Origin of the sequence: Brucella sp. JSBI001, from assembly GCF_026014005.1 — a bacterium.
Lineage (GTDB): Bacteria > Pseudomonadota > Alphaproteobacteria > Rhizobiales > Rhizobiaceae > Brucella > Brucella anthropi.
In genome coordinates this window covers 2,667,501-2,685,950 of record NZ_CP110339.1, presented here as the reverse complement: position 1 = coordinate 2,685,950, position 18,450 = coordinate 2,667,501, and the positions used below count along the sequence as shown (strand labels likewise).

Below are 18,450 nucleotides of genomic sequence, written 5' to 3'. Positions count from 1 at the left end.
GTCAGGCAACCAGGGCTTCGTTTTTCAGCATGTTCACAGTCGAAACCATGCCCTGGCGAAGCGTCATGTTCTGGGTAGCGACGACCAGCATCGCGGCGCCCTCTTCCTGTGCGAAGCGCCGTTCGGCTTCAGTCCAGGCGGGCATGATCCATGGCTTCCCGGCAGCGCGTGCAGCCGCCGCACAGCGGCGCAGATCGGCCTTGTCGTCATCATTGAAAGCGTATGCTCCCCGACCGCGCGCAAGCGCCAGATCCGAAGGGCCCGGAAACAGGCCGTCGACCGTATCGAGCGCGATAATCTTCTCGACGTCGGCTAGACTTTCTGCCGTCTCGACCATGGCGAAGCATTTGGTGCGCTTGTTCTCTTTTTCGAAGGCATCGGTCGCCGGACGGGCATAGCCGAAAATGCGGCCACCCGTGTAAGAGCGCGTGCCGACCAGCGGATATTTTGCAGCCTTCGTAACCTGATGCGCATGTTCCACGCCGAGAATATGCGGAACGATGACGCCATCCGATCCGAAGTCCAGCGCCTGCTGAATGGCTTCTGGCGTCGGTGCCAGCACCTTCGTCAGGGTGGAGAGACCTTGCGCCTTGGTGAAAGCCAGAAACTGGTCCAGCGTCGACAGGTCGAAGGTTCCGTGTTCGAGTTCCAGAACGAAGGATGAGAAACCGCAGGTCCGGGCAATTTCGAGATAGCTGAAATGCGGTTGCGACATCCAGAGGGCGATATTTTCCATGCTTGCAGTCACTTTCAGTTGGGAGGTTATTTGCCGAGTGTGCGTGACAATCCGAGTGTGCGTTCGATGACGAAGATGATGAGCAGCGTGGCCGCGATCAGCACGACCGAGATGGAAGCGGTCATCGGGTCGGTGCGGCTTTCGACATAGTTGAAGATTTCCACCGGCAGCGTCGTCATGCGCGGTCCGGTGATGAAGAGCGAGATCACCACCTCATCGAAGGACAGAAGGAAGGACAGTGCGGCACTTGCCACCAGACCCGGCATCATCAACGGCAGGGTGATGCGACGAAACACGGTGAACGGTGACGCACCCAGCATCGTGGCTGCCTCTTCAACCGATGGCGGCAGTGTCGAGAACGCCGTTATCATGATGCGGATAACGTAAGGGGTCGTCACGATCAGATGGGCGATCACCAGACCGGTGAACGTGCCGAGCAGTTCCAGCCGCACAAAGACCAGCAGAATGGCGAGGCCAAGCACGATGGAAGGCAGAAGCAGCGGCGCGGTAAAGAGGTTCAGCACCGCTTCGCGTCCACGGAACTGATAACGGCGGATGGCATAGGCGGCCGGGATACCTGCCAGAAGCGACAGGACGGTGACGACCGATGCAATGCCGAGGCTGATCCAGAACGCCTGAATGAGCGTTTCATGATGCAGCATTTCCGCATACCACCGCACACCCCAGCTCTGCGGCGGAAAAGTGAGATAGTTGTCGTTGCTGAACGATAACGGCACGACGACCAGAATTGGGGCCAGCAGGAACAAATAGAGCAGGCCGACCAGTAGGCGGAATGGCAATGAAGTTGAACCAATCATCTCGTTTCTCCTTTGCCAATCAGTCGATGCGACGTGCGATGCGGGAATAGACCATCAAGGCGAGACCGAAGATGATCAGGACAATGACGGAGGTTGCGGCGGCTCGCGGCCATTCAAGCTGGATCACAGCCTGATCGTAGATTTCCGTCGCCAGCAGGAATACGCGCCCGCCACCAAGCAATTTCGGTGTGATGAAGGAGCTGATTGCCAGCACGAAGCAAAGCAGGCAGCCAAGTGCGATGCCCGGCAAGGTGAGTGGCAGGATGATCCGGCGAAACCGCGTGAAGGCATTGGCGCCGAGGGATGCTGCAGCCTCCTCAAGTGAGGCATTCAGGCGCCCGAAACCGGCAATCAGCGACAGCGCCATATAGGGGATCAGGATTTCCACCATCCCGATGAATACGCCGAGCGTATTGTTGACGAGCCTGATGGGGGAGGAAATGATGCCGAGGTTCATCAAGGCTCCATTGACAAGTCCCTGATCGCCGAGAAGCACCATCCAGCCATAGGTGCGCACCACGCTGCTGACGAGCAGCGGCGAGACCGTCACCACGAAAAGGAAGTTGCGCCAGACCGGCGAAACACGGTGCAGGAAAAGCGCGATTGGATAGGCACAGATAAGCGTTGCCAACGTGATGAACGCGCTCAGCCAGAGCGAGTTGAACACCAGACCCCAATTGAAACTGTCGGTGAAGAAATTGATATAATTCTCGAACGTATAGCGGTCTGTCAGGACACCGCCGCTCTCGCTCTGCAGGAAGGATATCTGCGCCAGGTGGGCAACCGGCGCAATAAAGGCAATGAGATTGATCAAGGCCATCGGCAGAAGAAGCGCAACGGCGACGAGGCTGTAGCGTCTGCGCCTTGATGACTTTGCCGGGGTGATGTCGGTCGATGTGATCGCTGTCATGACATCAGCTCCCGAAAACCAGCATGTCTTCCGGCTTCCATTCGCACAGCAGCCGGTCGCCGGTATGGAATGCATGTCCTGCACTGGCGGTTGGCACTTCTACTTTCAGACAGGCGCCCTCAATCTCGATGTCATATTGAACGATGTCACCGATATAGGTCGTGCGCTCGACCACGCCGTGGGCGCTATTGGTTACGACACTGACAAGATTGCGATCGCGGTTGGGCGTGAGATTGATGCGATGCGGACGAATGGCGATCTGCCCTGACCCGCGTGACTTTCCATGCGTGTTGCAGCGATAGGTGCCGCTGCCCAGACGGCAGACATTTTCGTCAACGATCTCGCAATTGTGGACATTGGCGCGTCCGACAAATTTGGCCACAAACAGGGAGGATGGCTTCTCATAGATTTCTTCCGGCGAACCGAGCTGTGCCAGCTTGCCGCTATCCATCACGCCGACGACGTCGCACATTGTCAGTGCTTCGACCTGATCATGTGTGACGAAAACCGTCGTGATGTCGAGGCGCTTCTGAATCTCGCGGATTTCGATCCGCATGTCGTCGCGCAGCTTCGCATCCAGATTGGACAGGGGCTCATCCAGCAGAAGAATGCGCGGACGGATGACCAGCGCACGCGCCAGCGCCACGCGCTGCTGCTGACCACCGGACATCTCCTTGGGCTTGCGCGAACCGTAGCCGGGAAGCCGCACCATTTCGAGTGCTTCCTCAACGCGCTTCTTTGCTTCGGCCTTACCGACCTTACGCATATCGAGACCGAAAGCGACATTTTCGGCCACGGTCATGTGTGGGAACAGGGCGTAGTTCTGGAAAACCAGACCGATATCGCGCTGATGGGGCGGCCTGTGCGAAATATCGTTGCCATCAATCAGGATGTTGCCGTCCGAGATCGAAGCGAGACCTGCAATCATGCGCAAAGTCGTCGTCTTGCCGCAACCGGATGGACCGAGGAGGCCAAGCAGTTTTCCGCGCGGCAGATCGAGATGAAGATCGTCCACTGCCCGGTAGTTGTTACCGTAAAGCTTGGTGAGGGCCTTCAACCGTAGAAATGTGCTTTCTGCTACCATATCGAAACCTGTGAGGGGTCGTTGCCGCCCCGGAGAAACGGGGCGGAAGCGTGAATTTCAGGGTGAGGTAGAGTTTTAACGACCAGCCGGAATGATCTGGCGGCGCCAGGGATTGAGCAGCTTGTCGCGCATATCGCCAATGGTCATCCAGTTGACCGGAATGAGCTTTTCGCGTTGGGCCGCATCCATGTACGGAATGCGCTTCTTCGTTTCGTCGTTCACGTCCGCTTTCGTGTTCGATGGCGCATAGAACATGATCTCGGCGAACCGGGCCTGCGTCTCGGGGCTTATCGCATAGTCGATGAATGTCTTGGTTGCATCCATATTTTTGCCGTTGGCAATCGCACTGATGACATTCACCTGCGCAGCCGTGCCTTCCTTCGGGCCGACCGACTGAAGCTTTCCGCCGGTCTGGTCGAAGTAGAACTGGGCGCGGGCATTATAGCCGATGGACAAGGTCGCAGTGCCGTTTGCAACCAGCGTATAGGCATCGGGCTTCGGTTCCCACGTCTGCACGGCAGGCGCCAGCTCCACCAGCTTGTCGACGCCCGGCTTCACAGTCTTCGTATAGTCGTCTTCACCAGCGAGACGGTTCGCGATGATCGTAAGCAGGATGGCTTGAATATCGCCGCCGCCCTGTGCCGGGATGATAACCTTACCGCTTTGCTGCTTGTCCCAGAGCGCTTCCCAGCTATCCGGTGCACCTTGCGCAAATGCATCGTTGTTATAAAGAAGCGAAAGCGTGTCATATGTGATCGGAATTGCAGCGCCTGCGAGTTCCTTGCCGAGGTCGGCGACATCCGCATAATTTTTGAGCGATGCCGGATCGAGCTTCTCGACCAGCCCTTCCTCATCGGCGATCTTGGCGACCGAAAGGTCATAGATGACCGCATCCGTCTGGGGAGAGGACTTCTGGGCGCGCATGTTGCCGAGCGATGTCGCTGCATTCTGCACACCATAATAGGTGACCTTGATGTCGGGATGTTCCTTCTGGAATGGTTCGATGACGGCCTTGACGTAATTATCCTGGAATGCACCGCGATAACCCATCACCGTGATTTCAGCAGCATTGGCTGCGAAAACAGTCATTGCCGAAACACTCAACGCTAAACTTGCCAGAAAAGCCGATTTTCTGTTGATCGAACGTGCCATCAGTCACTCCCCTTTTGTTTGAAGGTAAGGTGAAGAATGGTGGCCGGAGCGTCCAACGACTTATTCTGTCCGCCTGTTCGATTTTGCTTTATGCCTTTGAATTTCAGGGGCTTCTGGGCTTGAGTGACAGGTGACAAGACTGGGATGACGCACCCGGTATTTCAGGCGTGATGAAATTCTAATCTGTTGCCTGTTTTTTGAGCAGACATTCTCCGCTTTCCGTTGTGCAAATCTTGCCCGCTTTATCGCTTGCGCCTGTGCCACCGTGGAAATGCGTCAAATTTGAAACTGGCACGGTCCTTGCTTCTACTAAATCGAACACCGAGCCGCGCGACACCGCATGACTTGTGGTGATCGATCAACCGAGGATGACAGAGAGACTAGCGATGACCAAGTACAAGCTCGAATACATTTGGCTCGATGGATGCACCCCTGCTGCCGGACTGCGCGGCAAGACGCAGATCAAGGAATTCGACGCTTTTCCGACACTTGAACAACTGCCGCTCTGGGGCTTCGACGGCTCATCGACGATGCAGGCCGAAGGCCGCAGCTCCGATTGCGTCTTGAAGCCGGTCGCGATCTATCCCGATCCTGCGCGCAAGAACGGCGTTCTGGTGATGTGTGAAGTCATGATGCCGGATGGCATCACGCCGCATCCATCCAACAGCCGTGCAACCGTCCTTGAAGACGATGATGCATGGTTCGGTTTCGAGCAGGAATACTTCTTCTACAAGGATGGCCGTCCGCTCGGCTTCCCGGAACAGGGCTTCCCTGCCCCGCAGGGTCCATATTACACGGGCGTCGGCTACAAGAATGTCGGCTCCATCGCCCGCAAGATCGTTGAGGAACATCTCGATCTCTGCCTCGATGCCGGTATCAATCACGAAGGCATCAATGCTGAAGTGGCCAAGGGCCAGTGGGAATTCCAGATTTTCGGCAAGGGCTCCAAGAACGCCGCCGACCAGATCTGGATGGCCCGTTATCTCCTGCTTCGCCTCTGCGAACAGTACGAAATCGATATCGAATTCCATTGCAAGCCGCTCGGGGATACCGACTGGAACGGCTCGGGCATGCACTGCAACTTCTCGACCAAGTATATGCGTGAAGTGGGCGGCAAGGACTATTTCGAAGCGCTCATGGCTCAGTTCGACAAGAACCTGCAGGACCATATCGACGTTTACGGCCCGGACAACCACATGCGCCTGACCGGCAAGCATGAAACCGCCCCATGGAACAAGTTCTCCTATGGCGTTGCCGACCGTGGCGCTTCGATCCGCGTTCCACACGCATTCGTCAGAGATGGATATCGCGGTTATCTGGAAGATCGCCGCCCGAACTCGCAGGGCTGCCCATACCAGATCGCTTCGCAGGTTCTGAAGACGATTTCTGAAGTCCCGACCTCGGAAGACGAAGCACTGGCTGCTTAATTTCTAGCCAAACGGCCTGCTTGAGGATTTCAGCAGGCCGTTTTGCTTCATTCTCGTGAAACTGCAGACAACAAAAAAGGCCGGGGCGAAAACGCACCGACCTTCCTGATCATCGCTTTCCTACCAGTGCCAGTACATCCGTGGTCAAAAGCATCAAGTGATGAAGGCTATTGCGAGCGACAGACGCGTTCCAGCGCTCTTAAGCAATGCCTATGACAGCCATATAGGTGCACATCTTGTTCAAAACAAGGTCATGCAACAATTTCTATAAATTAGTTTGACGCCTTAACCTGACGTCGCGCCAGCAGATACACGACGACAATTCCGGCACCGATCGCATAGGCCAGAACGTCCAGCCAATCCGGCGTCGCTCCGAGAATAATACGCAGGGCCGGGTTTCCGATCACGATATCGAACTGCTTTGCAAGATACTGACCATATTCCACCGCCACCCCGGTCAGAAACGCGATCAAGGCCAGCAGCAGGCGGTTTCCGTCAATAAAAGTTCTGAGCACCGCATAGACAAAGATGACAGCGATCACATCCCCGATGAAGCTTCTGATCCAGCCCAATCCTGCCCCCATTGTCGCGAGCAGAGCAAGTAGCGCCAGAAGCATCAGCGTGAAACACAATGCCGATCGCGAAAATTTAAACTGCACGGGATTTTCCTGCCAGGATATAGATCAAAGCCTAATCCAGCTTTTTCCCGTTCCACGCAAGACCGACGCACCGGAATATTAGTGGACTACTTGTTACTGCGATGGCACAAAGCGCCATCGCAGTCCCTTTTCATCGCTGTTCCTATAAAGCCTCACGCCACGTTCAGAACGCTTTCGGGCGCGAAAGCTTCGTAACCGAGCGCCTCAGCAACAGGTTTGTTGGTGATGCGCCCCTTGTGAACGTTCAAGCCATTGCGCAGGTGCTTGTCCTCGGCAATTGCCCTCAGGCCACGATCGGCAAGCGCCAGACCGTAATGAAGGGTGGCATTGTTGAGGGCGTGCGCCGAGGTCACCGGAACAGCACCCGGCATATTGGCCACGCAGTAATGGACGATCCCGTCCACTTCGTAAGTGGGATCGGAATGTGTCGTTGCATGGGATGTCTCGAAACAGCCGCCCTGATCGATAGCCACATCGACGATAACTGCCCCCTTCTTCATGCCCGAGAGCATTTCATGGGTGACGAGTTTCGGCGCTGCGGCACCGGGGATCAGCACGGCGCCGATGACGAGATCGGCAGAGAAGACTTCATCTTCAAGCGCCTGAATGCTGGAATAGCGGGTATGAACGCGACCGCTAAATATATCGTCGAGCTGGCGCAGACGCGGCAGCGAGCGATCCAGAATGGACACGTCGGCGCCAAGTCCCACTGCCATTCTGGCCGCATGAAGCCCGACGACGCCACCGCCGATGATCGTGACTTTTGCCGGCAGCACGCCGGGCACGCCACCCAGCAGAATACCGAGGCCGCCATTGGCTTTCTGGAGCGCCGTCGCACCGGCCTGTATCGACAGACGGCCCGCCACTTCCGACATCGGGGCGAGCAGCGGCAATCCACCGCGATCATCCGTTACGGTTTCATAGGCAATTGCCGTCACGCCGGAGGCGAGCAGGCCCTTGGTCTGTTCCGAGTCGGGGGCGAGATGGAGATAAGTGTAGAGAAGCTGGCCTTCGCGAAGCTGCGCCCATTCGGAGGGCTGTGGCTCCTTGACCTTCACGATCATGTCGCACTTCTCAAAAATGTCTTTTGCAGAAGCGGCAATTTTCGCACCAGCGGCGATGTAGCTGGCATCATCGGCACCGATACCGGCACCTGCCTTTGTTTCAATCCAGACTTCGTGGCCATGAGCCACATATTCACGAACCGCGGCGGGGGTCAGTCCGACACGATATTCATGGTTCTTGATTTCCTTCGGGCAGCCGACACGCATAAGCGTTCCTCTCATTTTTTGCCCACTTGCCGTGGGTCGTTGTCGATCCGAAAATGAGAACATCTGCGGCTTGCAATGTCCTTGCAAAGAAGATTTGCCTGCGCAGATTTTTTAGTGAATTATTGTGCAGATGATCCTCTTTTTCGAAGGTTCTTCGAATGAGCAATCTTGATCCTATCGATCTTGCAATTCTCAGGACATTGCAGGCCAATGCGCGCATCACCAATGCAGAACTTGCGGAGAAGGTTGGATTGTCGCCTTCAGCCTGTTCGCGTCGCCTCGACATTCTGGAAAAAAGCGATGTAATCGCAGGTTATCATGCCCGCCTGTCCCAGAAGGCGCTCGAATACCGGATGATTGCAATTGTCCATATCTCGCTCTCCGGACAGTTCGCCAAGACGCTGGCCGAATTCGAGGCTGCGGTGAAGCGTTGTCCCAACGTACTTGTCTGTTATCTGATGTCGGGGGAATATGATTATATTCTGCGCGTTGCAGCCCGCGATCTTGAGGATTACGAGCGCATCCATCGCGACTGGCTCTCGGCCCTTCCGCATGTCGTGAAGATCAATTCCAGTTTTGCGCTGCGTGAGGTGATCGACCGGCCGAATGTCGGTCTCTGACTGTTTATTTTGACGCGCATCTTACCCGAAAACCGTTTCACACTTTTCAGGATGCGCTCTAGATTGAAGCTTTCGAGTCCCTGATCGTTGGATCCATGTTGCAGTTCACCAGAAGAGTTTTGCAAGAGGCCGGTTGGGGCTTGCCAGCCTCAGTGGTCCTGCATCTGGTGCTGGCAACTCTGTTTCTGGTCCGCCTTCCGGCACTCCCTTCGCCGGCTTCGGAACAAAGCGTCAATGTGGAGCTGGTTCAACCACCGCCCCCTGAAAAGAAGCCTCAGCAGCAAACACCAAAGACGCCGGAACAGGCCGCCCCTCCACCGCAGCCACAGGCATTCGAATCTGCCTCGGCGAAGCAAGACGTGAAGTCACCGCCAGAGCAGGACCTGCCGCCCGCAGCGCCTGAAGAAATACAGAAGCCGGACGAACCCTCCGAGACTGCAGCCACAACGGATGCTGACAAGGCGGAAGAAAAACCTTCTGTGACGGAGGGCCAGCCTTCCGAACAGCTTCTTCAAGCGGAGAAACCATCTGAATCCGGTCAGGCCGCCGCGGAAAAAACTCAAACTGCACCGAAGCAAAAAGCCGATGCTCCCAAACCGGCGACGCCTGCCAAGAAACTGACGCGAGCGCGTGAAATCTATTCGAAGGACGCCATGTCCGATCCTCGTGTGAAACAGGCGCTGGGAAAGCTCGCGCCGAAGGACCGGATCATCCAGATTTGCGGCATCGAAGCGCTTGAACAGGTGCGCCGCCATAAAGCCGGTGCTTTTCCGGATATGCTTGCGCGTGAAGGCGGCTCCGTTTCGACAACCGGCCTGACCGTCAGCGACGGCGCCTTTCGCAGCCAGCGCAAGTGGTATGCTATCGACTTCACATGCAAGGTCGATGCGGAAACAATGGTGATTGGCTCTTTCAGCTACAATATCGGCAGGGCAATTCCGGAAAGAGAATGGGCCAGACGACAGCTTCCAAGGGACTGATAGCAGCCATGAAAATGTCGTCCCGCCGATGTATCACCATTCGTCAATGTAAACTGAACAACATAACTGAAATTCAAGGAGACCGGCATGACTGTGCATTTCGCCCCGCAACTGACTGTGTGTGGAATTCAGGAACTGCCCGATCAGCGGACGCGCAAAGTCACACATGTTCTTTCGCTGGTTGATCCGGACCTTCCGGAACTGGATGCGTTTCAAACTTTCGAGCAACACCATCGTGTAACGCTGCGTTTTCACGACATCATCAACGCAGCCGACAACCACACAATGCCAACGCCCGACCATGTGAATGCGATCCTGCAGTTCGGCTCGGAATTCCAGGCGGCACCGAACCCGCAAGCGCCGAGCCATCTGCTGGTCCATTGCCATATGGGCGTGTCGCGCTCGACGGCGGCAATGGTTTCGCTTATGGCACAGGCCAATCCGGACGAGACGGCAGAAAGCCTTTTCACCCGCCTTGTCGCCATTCGCCCGCAGGCATGGCCGAACTCCCAGATGATCGGCTTTGCCGACGAGCAGCTTGGACGCAGAGGCGAACTGACCGCTGCATTGCGCAGACATTACGGACGCCAGATTGAACGCACCCCTCAGTTTACCGAATTGATGGAGAGGCTGGGACGTCATGCCGAGCTTCAGATGGCGCTGCGGGACTAGCTCCCCGCCCCATCCATATTGTTCAGTTTGAACCTTCGTCCCCGGCAAGCTTCGTAACCTTGCCGGGCGGCGTCAGCGGTTCAGGAACAGGAACGCCGGTGAGCAGCCGATCGGCCCCCGAATAAATATCGCCCTGCACCTGTGCCGTCAGCCGTTCAGCATCGCGCATGCGAATATCGCGTAGCGTATCCTCTGCGAGACTCTCATCCAGACCAAGCTCGCAAAGCGCTTCCTTTCCGAAAAGCAGTGCAGATTCGAACGTTTCGCGCAGTTCAAAATCCACACCTGCCTTCAACAACTCGATGGAATGCGTGCGGTCGTAGGAGCGCACCATGATCTTTGCTGCCGGGAAATGAGACTTGACCAGTTCCACAATGCGATTGGCCGTCTTTCGGTCATCCACGCAGATCATGATGACTTCCGCTTCGTCTGCACCTGAATGATGCAGGATATCGAGACGTGATCCATCGCCATAAAATATCTTGAAACCGAACCGCCCGGCTTCACGGATACGGTTGGGATCGGCTTCGATAATCGAAACATCCGATCTCTGGGCAAGAAGCAATTGCGCCGCGATTTGTCCAAAACGCCCGAAACCGATCATCAACACCCGACCTTTGAGATTATGAGCGGTTTCAACGCCTTCGAGAGAAGGCGCTTCCTCGCGCAAAAGTCGGGAACCCAGAAGCAGCACGAACGGTGTCACGGCCATCGATAGAATGATGACAGTCGAAAACAGCGCATTGTCGCGTGCTGAAAGCAACCCGTTACCGAATGCCGACGTGTAGAGCACGAAGGCGAATTCTCCGCCCTGCGCGAAGAGCAACGTCCGTTCGAGCGCCGAACGATGGCTGGAGCCGAAAATTCGGGCGACGGCATAGATGCCGATTGCCTTGGTAATCACATAGGCAATGAGGAAGATGAGGACCGTGGGCCAGTCCGAAGCAACCACGCCGAGATCAAGCGACATGCCGACAGCCAGAAAGAACAGCCCCATCAGGAGCCCCTTGAACGGCTCGATGTCACTTTCGATCTGGTGCCGGTAACTGGAACCGGACAGCATGACCCCGGCCAGGAAAGCGCCCATCGCCATGGAAAGGCCGCTCGCTTCCATCAGCAGGGCAGCCCCGAGCACAACGATCAGTGCGCCAGCCGTCAAAACCTCGCGCGCCCTCGCACGCGCCAGCAAGGAGAAGAACGGATCCAGCAGCCAGCGCCCAACAGCAATCAGCAGCAAAATGGCGCCAATGGCCGTCGCAATGCCCAGGATTCCGCCGGACTCATGCTGGGAAGGCGAAAGGAAAGCAACGAGCGCCAGCAGCGGAACGATCATCAAATCTTCGAGCAGGAGAATGGAAACGGCCTTCTGGCCGTCGGGCGTGGCTATTTCGCCTCGCTCCTGCAGCATCGACATGATGACAGCTGTGGAAGACAGCACGAAGCCAGCCCCCGCGATCAAGGCCGTTATCGGAGACAGGCCCAGAAGAACCCCCGCCCCTGTCAGAAGGGCGATACAGCCCAGAACCTGTGCAAGACCGAGACCGAATATCTGCTGCCGCATCGTCCAGAGCTTGCCAGGGCGCATTTCAAGTCCGATGACGAACAGGAACATGACGACGCCGAGTTCGGAAAAATGCAGGATCGTTGCGGGATCAGTGAAGAAGCCGAAGACCGAAGGCCCCACCAGGGCACCGGCAGCGAAATATCCCAGCACAGAACCGAGACCCAGTTTCCGAAACAACGGCACCGCCACGACACCGGCGGCAAGCAGAACCACCGCAGGCCCGAGTGTCTGTCCAAGTCCTTCAGTCGCCATATGGTCTCCGTGTCAGGATCCGTTTGTTATGTTTCACTAATATACCGAGTCAATAAAAACTGAACAATTAACGCATCTCCGTCAACCGGATTCAAATTCCATCCGCGATGTGGCAGCCGAACTGATTATGGCTTACATTCCATGTGGTTATATAGAACGGAGCAAGAATGAACCTGATCGCCCATGTGGAAATACCGGTAGCTGATCTTGAAAGGGCTATGCGATTCTACTCCGCAGTGTTCGGAGCGACTTTTGGTGAAGTCGTTACGATACACGGAAACAGAATGGCCTATTTCCCTTTTGAAGAAGGCAAGGATGGCGCGAGTGCCGCGCTTGCCGAAGGCGACGTCTATATTCCAACCGTGCATGGCGCGATTATCTATTTCAATGTCGACGATGTGGACACCGTCATCACCAAGGCCGTGCAAGAGGGCAGCGAAATGCTGTTCCCGAAAACGCCGGTTGGAAACGGCTTTGTCGCGGAGATCAGGGACAGCGAAGGCAACCGGATTGCGATCCAGACTACCTGATATCTAAACCGGTTTTGCAAGCAGGCCGGTTGCAAGCGCTCGAAAGGCATCAATCGCCTTCGAAAGAACCCCTTTCGGATCTTCACTGGCGGCAATCCAGAGTGCTGCATTCAATGCTGCCCCGTTGAGCAACCGTGCGGCGGCTTCCGGGTCAACCGGTTTCAGCACGCCTTGCTCTATCAAAAGAGCAATTTTTTGCCGGGACGCCTGCAGACAACTATTCTGGCTCGGCCATTGTGACGGATCGCCGAGAAACGCCGGTCCATCAAGCAGCACGATGCGCTGGACATCAGGATCGAGTGCCGCCTCGATATAGGCAACCCCTTCCGCCAAAAGCCCCTCCCACAGATTATCTGCCCGCGCAGCAATCTCTTGAGCACGTTCGGCCATTTCGCCATCCATCTGGCTGACCACAGCCGCTAGCAGCCCGCGCTTGTCTCCAAAATTATGGTAGAGCGCACCACGTGTCAGGCCGACTTCCGCAGTCAGTTCATCCATAGAGGCGGCGGCATAACCCTTTTCCGCAAAAGCCTTCCGGGCTGCCGCTATCAGCTTCACTCGGTTTTCTTCCATCGCCTTGATGCGCAGGTTCATGGCCATCGTCACACCTTTTTGGTATACGAACCGTATATTAATTGACATACGGATCGTATATGAATATTTAGTATACGTGACGTATATCAACTATCCCGGTTGTTTGTGAAGCCGCAAATACAAAAATCTTCCGATAACGCACGCCTCAGCATCAAAAAGGAAAACGAAAATGACCAGAAGAGAAACAATTTTCCCCGCCGACCGCAGTGCCCTTTATGACAAGCATCGTTATTCCGCCGCTATCCGCTCGGGCGACCTGCTGTTTGTCTCCGGTCAGGTTGGAAGCCGCAGCGACGGCACGCCCGAACCCGACTTCGCAAAGCAGGTTCAACTCGCTTTCGATAATCTTGAAGCGACACTGAAGGCAGCCGGCGCCACTTTCGATGACATTGTTGATATAACCTCTTTTCATACCGATCCTGAAAACCAGTTCGAGGCCGTCCTGCAGGTCAAGGACCGAATTTTCAGCGCCCCACCTTTCCCCAATTGGACTGCTATCGGCGTCAGCTGGCTCGCCGGTTTCGACTTTGAAATCAAAGTCATCGCTCGCATACCGCAATAAAGACAGGCCATAAGCCGGAGCGGCTAATCCCGTTCCGGCAACTGTCATTCGCATTCCGCAATATAATTTGATTTGCAATTCAAACTATATTGCGTCTTAATGACCTCATGATTTCAGACACTCCCCGCTCTCAATTCGGTATTCGCTTTTCACTGCTGGCGCGGCGCTGGCGACGTGCGCTCGACATCCGCCTTGCCCAAGCCGGGCTGACTGATGCGACCTGGGTTCCCCTTGTCCACCTTCACCAGACCGGCGGCGGCCTGACGCAGAAGGAACTGGCTGCCCTGGTCGGCATAGATGGGTCCAGTCTCGTACGCCTCCTCGACATTCTATGTCGGCAAGGTCTGGCGGAGCGCCGCGTCGATGAAAGGGATAGTCGTGCAAGGCTGGTTCATCTGACGGCGCAAGGGGTAAAGCGGGTTGCCGAAATTCGTCAGGAGCTGGCAAAGGGCGAGCAAGAAATGCTCGCCGATCTGTCAGACAATGACATTGCAATCATGCTTCGCAGCTTTGACAGCATTGAGCACCGACTGACGCTGATGCAATCCGATCGCGAGCAGGACCGAGAATAATGAAAGCGGACGGATCTCTTTCAGGACGCCGCCACGCCGCCTATAACCTTCTGAAGCCTCAGCAGTTTCGCGAAAGCATCGCCCTTGCTGGCCAGCCATCGCTCCGAAACTCGTCGCTTGCCGGGCTACAGGCTGCCGCCACGGTTGCCATCGCGCTTCCGTTGGTCAGCCTGTCCTCGTGGTCGCATCTGATCGGCTTTGCCTCGCTTGGCTCGCTCGTCGCATTGTTCGGCCGGTTTGCTCCGGAGGCAAAACGCGAATGGATCGTCCTCCTGTGCGCGATCTGCCAGACACTCGCGGTGTTTTTCATGTCGCTCGCCACATGGGTTGGCCTGCCCTTGCCCGGCCAGCTTTTGCTGCTGGCACTTTCTGCGGGCATATTCTCTTTCATAACCGTTACCGGCAAATTCGGACCACCCGGCGCGCTCATATTCATCTTCGCAGCCGGCGCCTCCATGACGCCGGTCGCGTCGCTGCACGTTGTGTTTGAGCGTACCGCCGCGACAGCAATCGTCTCGGCTCTCGCTTGCCTGATCTGTGCCCTGACCGAGAAGTTTCGTCATCAGGCATCGCCGGAAAAGCCATTTCCATCCGAGCCGTCACGTCCGACAGTTCACCGGCTTATTGCCGCCGGTCGGATTTCGCTTGGCGCCGCAATTGCCGCGCTGACCGCTTATGCTCTCGGCGCCATCCACCCAGCCTGGGCAGCCATGGGCACTGTCGCCGTGATGCAGGGCGCGCATCTGCACATCAGCATGAACCGAGCCTTGCAACGCATGGCAGGTACGCTTCTGGGCGCCTTGATTACATGGCTGGTGCTTGCGCAAGGCCCCAGTCTCTGGTGCGTCATTGCAATCCTGGCCGGACTGCAATTCGCCACCGAAGTCATTATTGGCAGCAATTATGCGCTGGGGCAGATTCTGGTAACTCCGATGGCGCTTTTGATGACCTATCTGGCAATGCCCGGAGTGTCCCACAATGGTATAATTTCCGAACGTATCCTCGATACGTTTCTGGGCGCAGCTCTGGCGGTCATCTTCGCAGTCATTTGTTCCAATCGCGACGACCGTATTTTTCTCGCCCAGCATAGGGCAAGAAAATAACGCACCAAAAGAAAAAGGCGCCGTAAGGCGCCTTTTTGCTAACTTACCAATCGGCCCAGCCATATCAATATGCAGGCACCGATAAAGCCCGCGATCAGATAGCCCAGCCAGCCGCCGAACGAAACACCGAGAAATCCGAAAATAAAACTCGCTACGGCTGCGCCGATGATACCGAGAATGACATTCATGAATATCCCGGTATTGCTGTTCATGAAATTGGAGGCAATCCAGCCGGCCAGGCCGCCTATGATGATCGCCGCAATCCAGCCAATTCCTGCGCTTCCCATCGGGAACCCTCCTGATTACAATCCGGCGGGAACTTTACCGCCATTATCCTTGAGTTTCTGGATAACCTGCTTGTGCAGCCAGACATTCATGGTCGCGGAATCGCCTGTGTCGCCGGTATAGCCCAGCTCCTTGGCAAGTTGCTTGCGGTGCTCCAGACTGCTGTCGAGGCCAAGAGCCTTCATCAGATCGACGATCGAAGTCTTCCAGTTGAGCTTCTGGCCGCTTTTGGCAACGGCAGCGTCCAGAATGGCGCCTACGTCGACAGCGCCCGCGGCAGCGGGTGCGGATGCAGATGGCGCCGGAGCGGCGGCAGTAGAGGAAGCGGTCGGTGTCGGAGCAGGCTGTGCAGCCGTTTCCGCCTCAGGAGTTGCCGCTTGTGCCTCGCCCCAAATGGCGTTCTTGATCTTATCGAAAATCCCCATAATGAACTCCAATCGTTGAAAACCGATATGCCCCCAAACTCCCGATTTGTGACGACCGGAAACCTGGACACAGCAAATCATCCGGTGATTCCCAGACAAACGCTCGAACTAAATGAATCTGAAGCCATTTTGTTCCCGATAAAGATGCGGTTGAAAGTTTCTTCCACGTATAGGCCGGTATTCGAGTGGGCTGAGCGGCATAAATCCGGGCACCAAGACAGGCTCAGCGATCTGCACCGGACATATCGCCAGCATAAAACAGTCCGCTGACAACGCACGTGCCAGACATGTTTATGATGCAACGGGATTTCATGTGACGGGTATCAATATGAATAAGTCCCTCACTTAGTGCGCATTAGGAGCCAGGCTTCCGGACACACTCGATTTTTCATACGATGACTGATAGCGGAGGTTGTTACGCCGAGCTCGATTGCAGCCATTTTCATGCTTTTGCGGCGTACGATTGTCACGAATATGTTGAGATCAGCCAGCGCGGAGCGATCGAGGTTCACGATTGTCTTCCTTTGATAACGAGGCTGTTTGATAGCTTAAACGGGTCAGTTTGTCGTTATGGTCGGGACGGGGAAGTTTTGCAGCTGCCCCGGCTGCTTTGGTCAAAAAAAAGCCCGCGTTGTGGCGGGTTTTGATTTGGTTTTGGGCTGGTGCCTGGTTGCGTTTGTCGGGGGATTGTTACGCTGGATCGTTTCTTTTTGCTGCCCACCCTTGGGGTTATGAGCGCGCTGCGGTGCGTGCGTATAGAACTCGCTTCCGTGCATCGATATTAGGTCGAACGATCTTCTGCGAGAAGCCGGAGCCAGCTCGCAAAGATACGAACATCGGTTATGCTTGAGAGATTTCGTGTATTTTTGTGGGAATTTGGTTGCGGGGGCAGGATTTGAACCTGCGGCCTTCAGGTTATGAGCCTGACGAGCTACCGGGCTGCTCCACCCCGCGCTATGGGTGTTTTGTATGTATTTGAGAAGATGATTTGATTTGTGTTCTTGGCAGACCTGGCAGCGACCTACTCTCCCGTGTCTTAAGACAAAGTACCATTGGCGCTGGAGCGTTTCACGGCCGAGTTCGGAATGGGATCGGGTGCAGCCGCTCCGCCATAACCACCAGGTCGGCGAAGAACACAAATATGAGAAGCTGGTTGTCTTTCGTGCAGATAATTCAGCGATAAACGCTGATAAACAATAAGCACACGACTGTGTGCCGGCCGGAGGCCGCGCCCGCGCAGCCGTTTGGCGGAGCCAAACTGGCGTGAGCGCTATAAATTCATCGAAGTTTGTTCGATGGATATTGTAAATGGGAGTGATCAAGTCGATCGAGCTATTAGTACCGGTAAGCTACATGCGTTGCCGCACTTCCACACCCGGCCTATCAACGTGGTAGTCTTCCACGGCTCTGATAGGGAATACTCGTTTTTAGGTGGGTTTCCCGCTTAGATGCCTTCAGCGGTTATCCCGTCCGTATATAGCTACCCTGCTATGCCGTTGGCACGACAACAGGTCCACCAGAGATACGTCCATCCCGGTCCTCTCGTACTAGGGACAGATCCTATCAATATTCCTACACCCACGGCAGATAGGGACCGAACTGTCTCACGACGTTCTGAACCCAACTCACGTACCGCTTTAAATGGCGAACAGCCATACCCTTGGGACCTGCTCCAGCCCCAGGATGCGATGAGTCGACATCGAGGTGCCAAACAACCCCGTCGATATGGACTCTTGGGGGTCATCAGCCTGTTATCCCCGGCGTACCTTTTATCCGTTGAGCGATGGCCCTTCCACGCGGGACCACCGGATCACTATGACCGACTTTCGTCTCTGCTCGACTTGTCAGTCTTGCAGTCAGGCAGGCTTATGCCATTGCACTCGACGAACGATTTCCGACCGTTCTGAGCCTACCATCGCGCGCCTCCGTTACTCTTTAGGAGCGACCGCCCCAGTCAAACTACCCACCATACACGGTCCTGGACCCGGATAACGGGCCGCAGTTAGACATCCATATAGGCAAGGGTGGTATTTCAAGGATGACTCCACAATGGCTGGCGCCACTGCTTCAAAGTCTACCACCTATCCTACACATGCCGACACGAATGCCAGTGTAAAGCTATAGTAAAGGTGCACGGGGTCTTTCCGTCTAACCGCAGGAACCCCGCATCTTCACGGGGAATTCAATTTCACTGAGTCTGCGTTGGAGACAGCGGGGAAGTCGTTACGCCATTC

At 55.8% G+C, this 18,450-nt stretch carries 20 protein-coding genes, 1 tRNA gene and 2 rRNA genes (1 of these 23 cut by a window edge); 8 read left to right on the top strand and 15 right to left on the bottom strand.

All coding sequences use genetic code 11. The features are described 5' to 3' along the window. Position 1: 1 nt before the first annotated feature. From LJ361_RS12720 to LJ361_RS12700, 5 genes are all read right to left on the bottom strand, one after another. Positions 2–736: an aldolase/citrate lyase family protein gene (locus LJ361_RS12720; protein WP_010659337.1), complete on the bottom strand. Its 735-nt coding sequence runs from the start codon at positions 734–736 to the stop codon at positions 2–4. A gap of 26 nt (positions 737–762) precedes the next feature. Next, positions 763–1,554: an ABC transporter permease gene (locus LJ361_RS12715; protein WP_264811656.1), complete on the bottom strand. Its 792-nt coding sequence runs from the start codon at positions 1,552–1,554 to the stop codon at positions 763–765. Between the two features lie 19 nt (positions 1,555–1,573). Next, on the bottom strand, positions 1,574–2,464 hold the full coding sequence (locus LJ361_RS12710) for an ABC transporter permease (RefSeq protein ID WP_264811655.1): 891 nt from the start codon (positions 2,462–2,464) through the stop codon (positions 1,574–1,576). Positions 2,465–2,468: 4 nt separating this feature from the next. Beyond that, on the bottom strand, positions 2,469–3,548 hold the full coding sequence (locus LJ361_RS12705; protein WP_264811654.1) for an ABC transporter ATP-binding protein: 1,080 nt from the start codon (positions 3,546–3,548) through the stop codon (positions 2,469–2,471). Between the two features lie 75 nt (positions 3,549–3,623). Then, on the bottom strand, positions 3,624–4,700 hold the full coding sequence (locus LJ361_RS12700) for an extracellular solute-binding protein (RefSeq protein WP_036589259.1): 1,077 nt from the start codon (positions 4,698–4,700) through the stop codon (positions 3,624–3,626). Positions 4,701–5,086: 386 nt separating this feature from the next. Between LJ361_RS12700 and LJ361_RS12695 the strand changes: the two genes are divergently transcribed. Then, positions 5,087–6,127, top strand: a complete 1,041-nt coding sequence (locus LJ361_RS12695; protein ID WP_010659341.1) for a glutamine synthetase beta-grasp domain-containing protein — start codon at positions 5,087–5,089, stop codon at positions 6,125–6,127. Between the two features lie 272 nt (positions 6,128–6,399). Here LJ361_RS12695 and LJ361_RS12690 read toward each other — a convergent pair whose 3' ends face one another. Together LJ361_RS12690 and ald are read right to left on the bottom strand one after the other, a co-directional pair. Further along, positions 6,400–6,786 carry a DUF2809 domain-containing protein gene (locus LJ361_RS12690; RefSeq protein ID WP_012093475.1) on the bottom strand — a complete coding sequence of 129 codons (387 nt, stop codon included), beginning with the start codon at positions 6,784–6,786 and terminating at the stop codon, positions 6,400–6,402. A 152-nt stretch (positions 6,787–6,938) separates the two neighbouring features. Further along, positions 6,939–8,057, bottom strand: coding sequence for an alanine dehydrogenase (gene ald, locus LJ361_RS12685; RefSeq protein WP_264811652.1), 1,119 nt, complete (start codon positions 8,055–8,057; stop codon positions 6,939–6,941). 158 nt (positions 8,058–8,215) lie between these two features. Between ald and LJ361_RS12680 the strand changes: the two genes are divergently transcribed. The 3 genes from LJ361_RS12680 (at position 8,216) to LJ361_RS12670 (ending at position 10,329) form a co-directional block, all read left to right on the top strand. Continuing rightward, positions 8,216–8,677, top strand: a complete 462-nt coding sequence (locus LJ361_RS12680) for an Lrp/AsnC family transcriptional regulator (RefSeq protein ID WP_010659344.1) — start codon at positions 8,216–8,218, stop codon at positions 8,675–8,677. 95 nt (positions 8,678–8,772) lie between these two features. Continuing rightward, positions 8,773–9,657: a DUF930 domain-containing protein gene (locus tag LJ361_RS12675; RefSeq protein WP_278437009.1), complete on the top strand. Its 885-nt coding sequence runs from the start codon at positions 8,773–8,775 to the stop codon at positions 9,655–9,657. A gap of 87 nt (positions 9,658–9,744) precedes the next feature. Next, on the top strand, positions 9,745–10,329 hold the full coding sequence (locus LJ361_RS12670) for a tyrosine phosphatase family protein (protein ID WP_010659346.1): 585 nt from the start codon (positions 9,745–9,747) through the stop codon (positions 10,327–10,329). Between the two features lie 22 nt (positions 10,330–10,351). Here the strand turns inward: LJ361_RS12670 and LJ361_RS12665 are convergent, their stop codons facing one another. Further along, positions 10,352–12,145 carry a monovalent cation:proton antiporter-2 (CPA2) family protein gene (locus tag LJ361_RS12665; RefSeq protein ID WP_010659347.1) on the bottom strand — a complete coding sequence of 598 codons (1,794 nt, stop codon included), beginning with the start codon at positions 12,143–12,145 and terminating at the stop codon, positions 10,352–10,354. A gap of 167 nt (positions 12,146–12,312) precedes the next feature. Between LJ361_RS12665 and LJ361_RS12660 the strand changes: the two genes are divergently transcribed. Then, positions 12,313–12,675: a VOC family protein gene (locus LJ361_RS12660; RefSeq protein ID WP_151577176.1), complete on the top strand. Its 363-nt coding sequence runs from the start codon at positions 12,313–12,315 to the stop codon at positions 12,673–12,675. Positions 12,676–12,678: 3 nt separating this feature from the next. Here LJ361_RS12660 and LJ361_RS12655 read toward each other — a convergent pair whose 3' ends face one another. Continuing rightward, positions 12,679–13,275 (bottom strand): TetR/AcrR family transcriptional regulator, encoded by a 597-nt coding sequence (locus LJ361_RS12655; protein WP_029929971.1) that lies wholly within the window; start codon positions 13,273–13,275, stop codon positions 12,679–12,681. A 163-nt stretch (positions 13,276–13,438) separates the two neighbouring features. On the opposite strand from LJ361_RS12655, the gene LJ361_RS12650 reads away from it, so the two are divergent. The 3 genes from LJ361_RS12650 (at position 13,439) to LJ361_RS12640 (ending at position 15,506) form a co-directional block, all read left to right on the top strand. Beyond that, the gene (locus tag LJ361_RS12650; RefSeq protein ID WP_264811651.1) at positions 13,439–13,831 is read left to right on the top strand and encodes a RidA family protein; all 393 of its coding nucleotides are present in this window, start codon (positions 13,439–13,441) and stop codon (positions 13,829–13,831) included. Positions 13,832–13,938: 107 nt separating this feature from the next. Continuing rightward, a complete protein-coding gene (locus LJ361_RS12645) occupies positions 13,939–14,403 on the top strand; it encodes a MarR family winged helix-turn-helix transcriptional regulator (RefSeq protein WP_264811650.1) in 465 nt (154 codons plus the stop codon). Then, a complete protein-coding gene (locus LJ361_RS12640; protein WP_029929963.1) occupies positions 14,403–15,506 on the top strand; it encodes an FUSC family protein in 1,104 nt (367 codons plus the stop codon). Before LJ361_RS12645 ends, LJ361_RS12640 begins: the two co-directional genes overlap by 1 nt. Positions 15,507–15,544: 38 nt before the next feature. Here LJ361_RS12640 and LJ361_RS12635 read toward each other — a convergent pair whose 3' ends face one another. The 6 genes from LJ361_RS12635 to LJ361_RS12610 form a co-directional block, all read right to left on the bottom strand. Beyond that, on the bottom strand, positions 15,545–15,793 hold the full coding sequence (locus LJ361_RS12635) for a GlsB/YeaQ/YmgE family stress response membrane protein (protein WP_010659353.1): 249 nt from the start codon (positions 15,791–15,793) through the stop codon (positions 15,545–15,547). Between the two features lie 15 nt (positions 15,794–15,808). Beyond that, a complete protein-coding gene (locus LJ361_RS12630) occupies positions 15,809–16,216 on the bottom strand; it encodes a DUF3597 domain-containing protein (RefSeq protein WP_010659354.1) in 408 nt (135 codons plus the stop codon). 341 nt (positions 16,217–16,557) lie between these two features. After that, positions 16,558–16,656, bottom strand: a complete 99-nt coding sequence (locus LJ361_RS12625) for a hypothetical protein (RefSeq protein ID WP_264813598.1) — start codon at positions 16,654–16,656, stop codon at positions 16,558–16,560. Between the two features lie 437 nt (positions 16,657–17,093). Then, positions 17,094–17,170, bottom strand: a tRNA-Met gene (locus tag LJ361_RS12620). Positions 17,171–17,224: 54 nt separating this feature from the next. Beyond that, positions 17,225–17,339, bottom strand: a 5S ribosomal RNA gene (gene rrf, locus LJ361_RS12615). Between the two features lie 191 nt (positions 17,340–17,530). Then, a 23S ribosomal RNA gene (locus LJ361_RS12610) occupies positions 17,531–18,450 on the bottom strand; it runs 1,891 nt beyond the window's last position.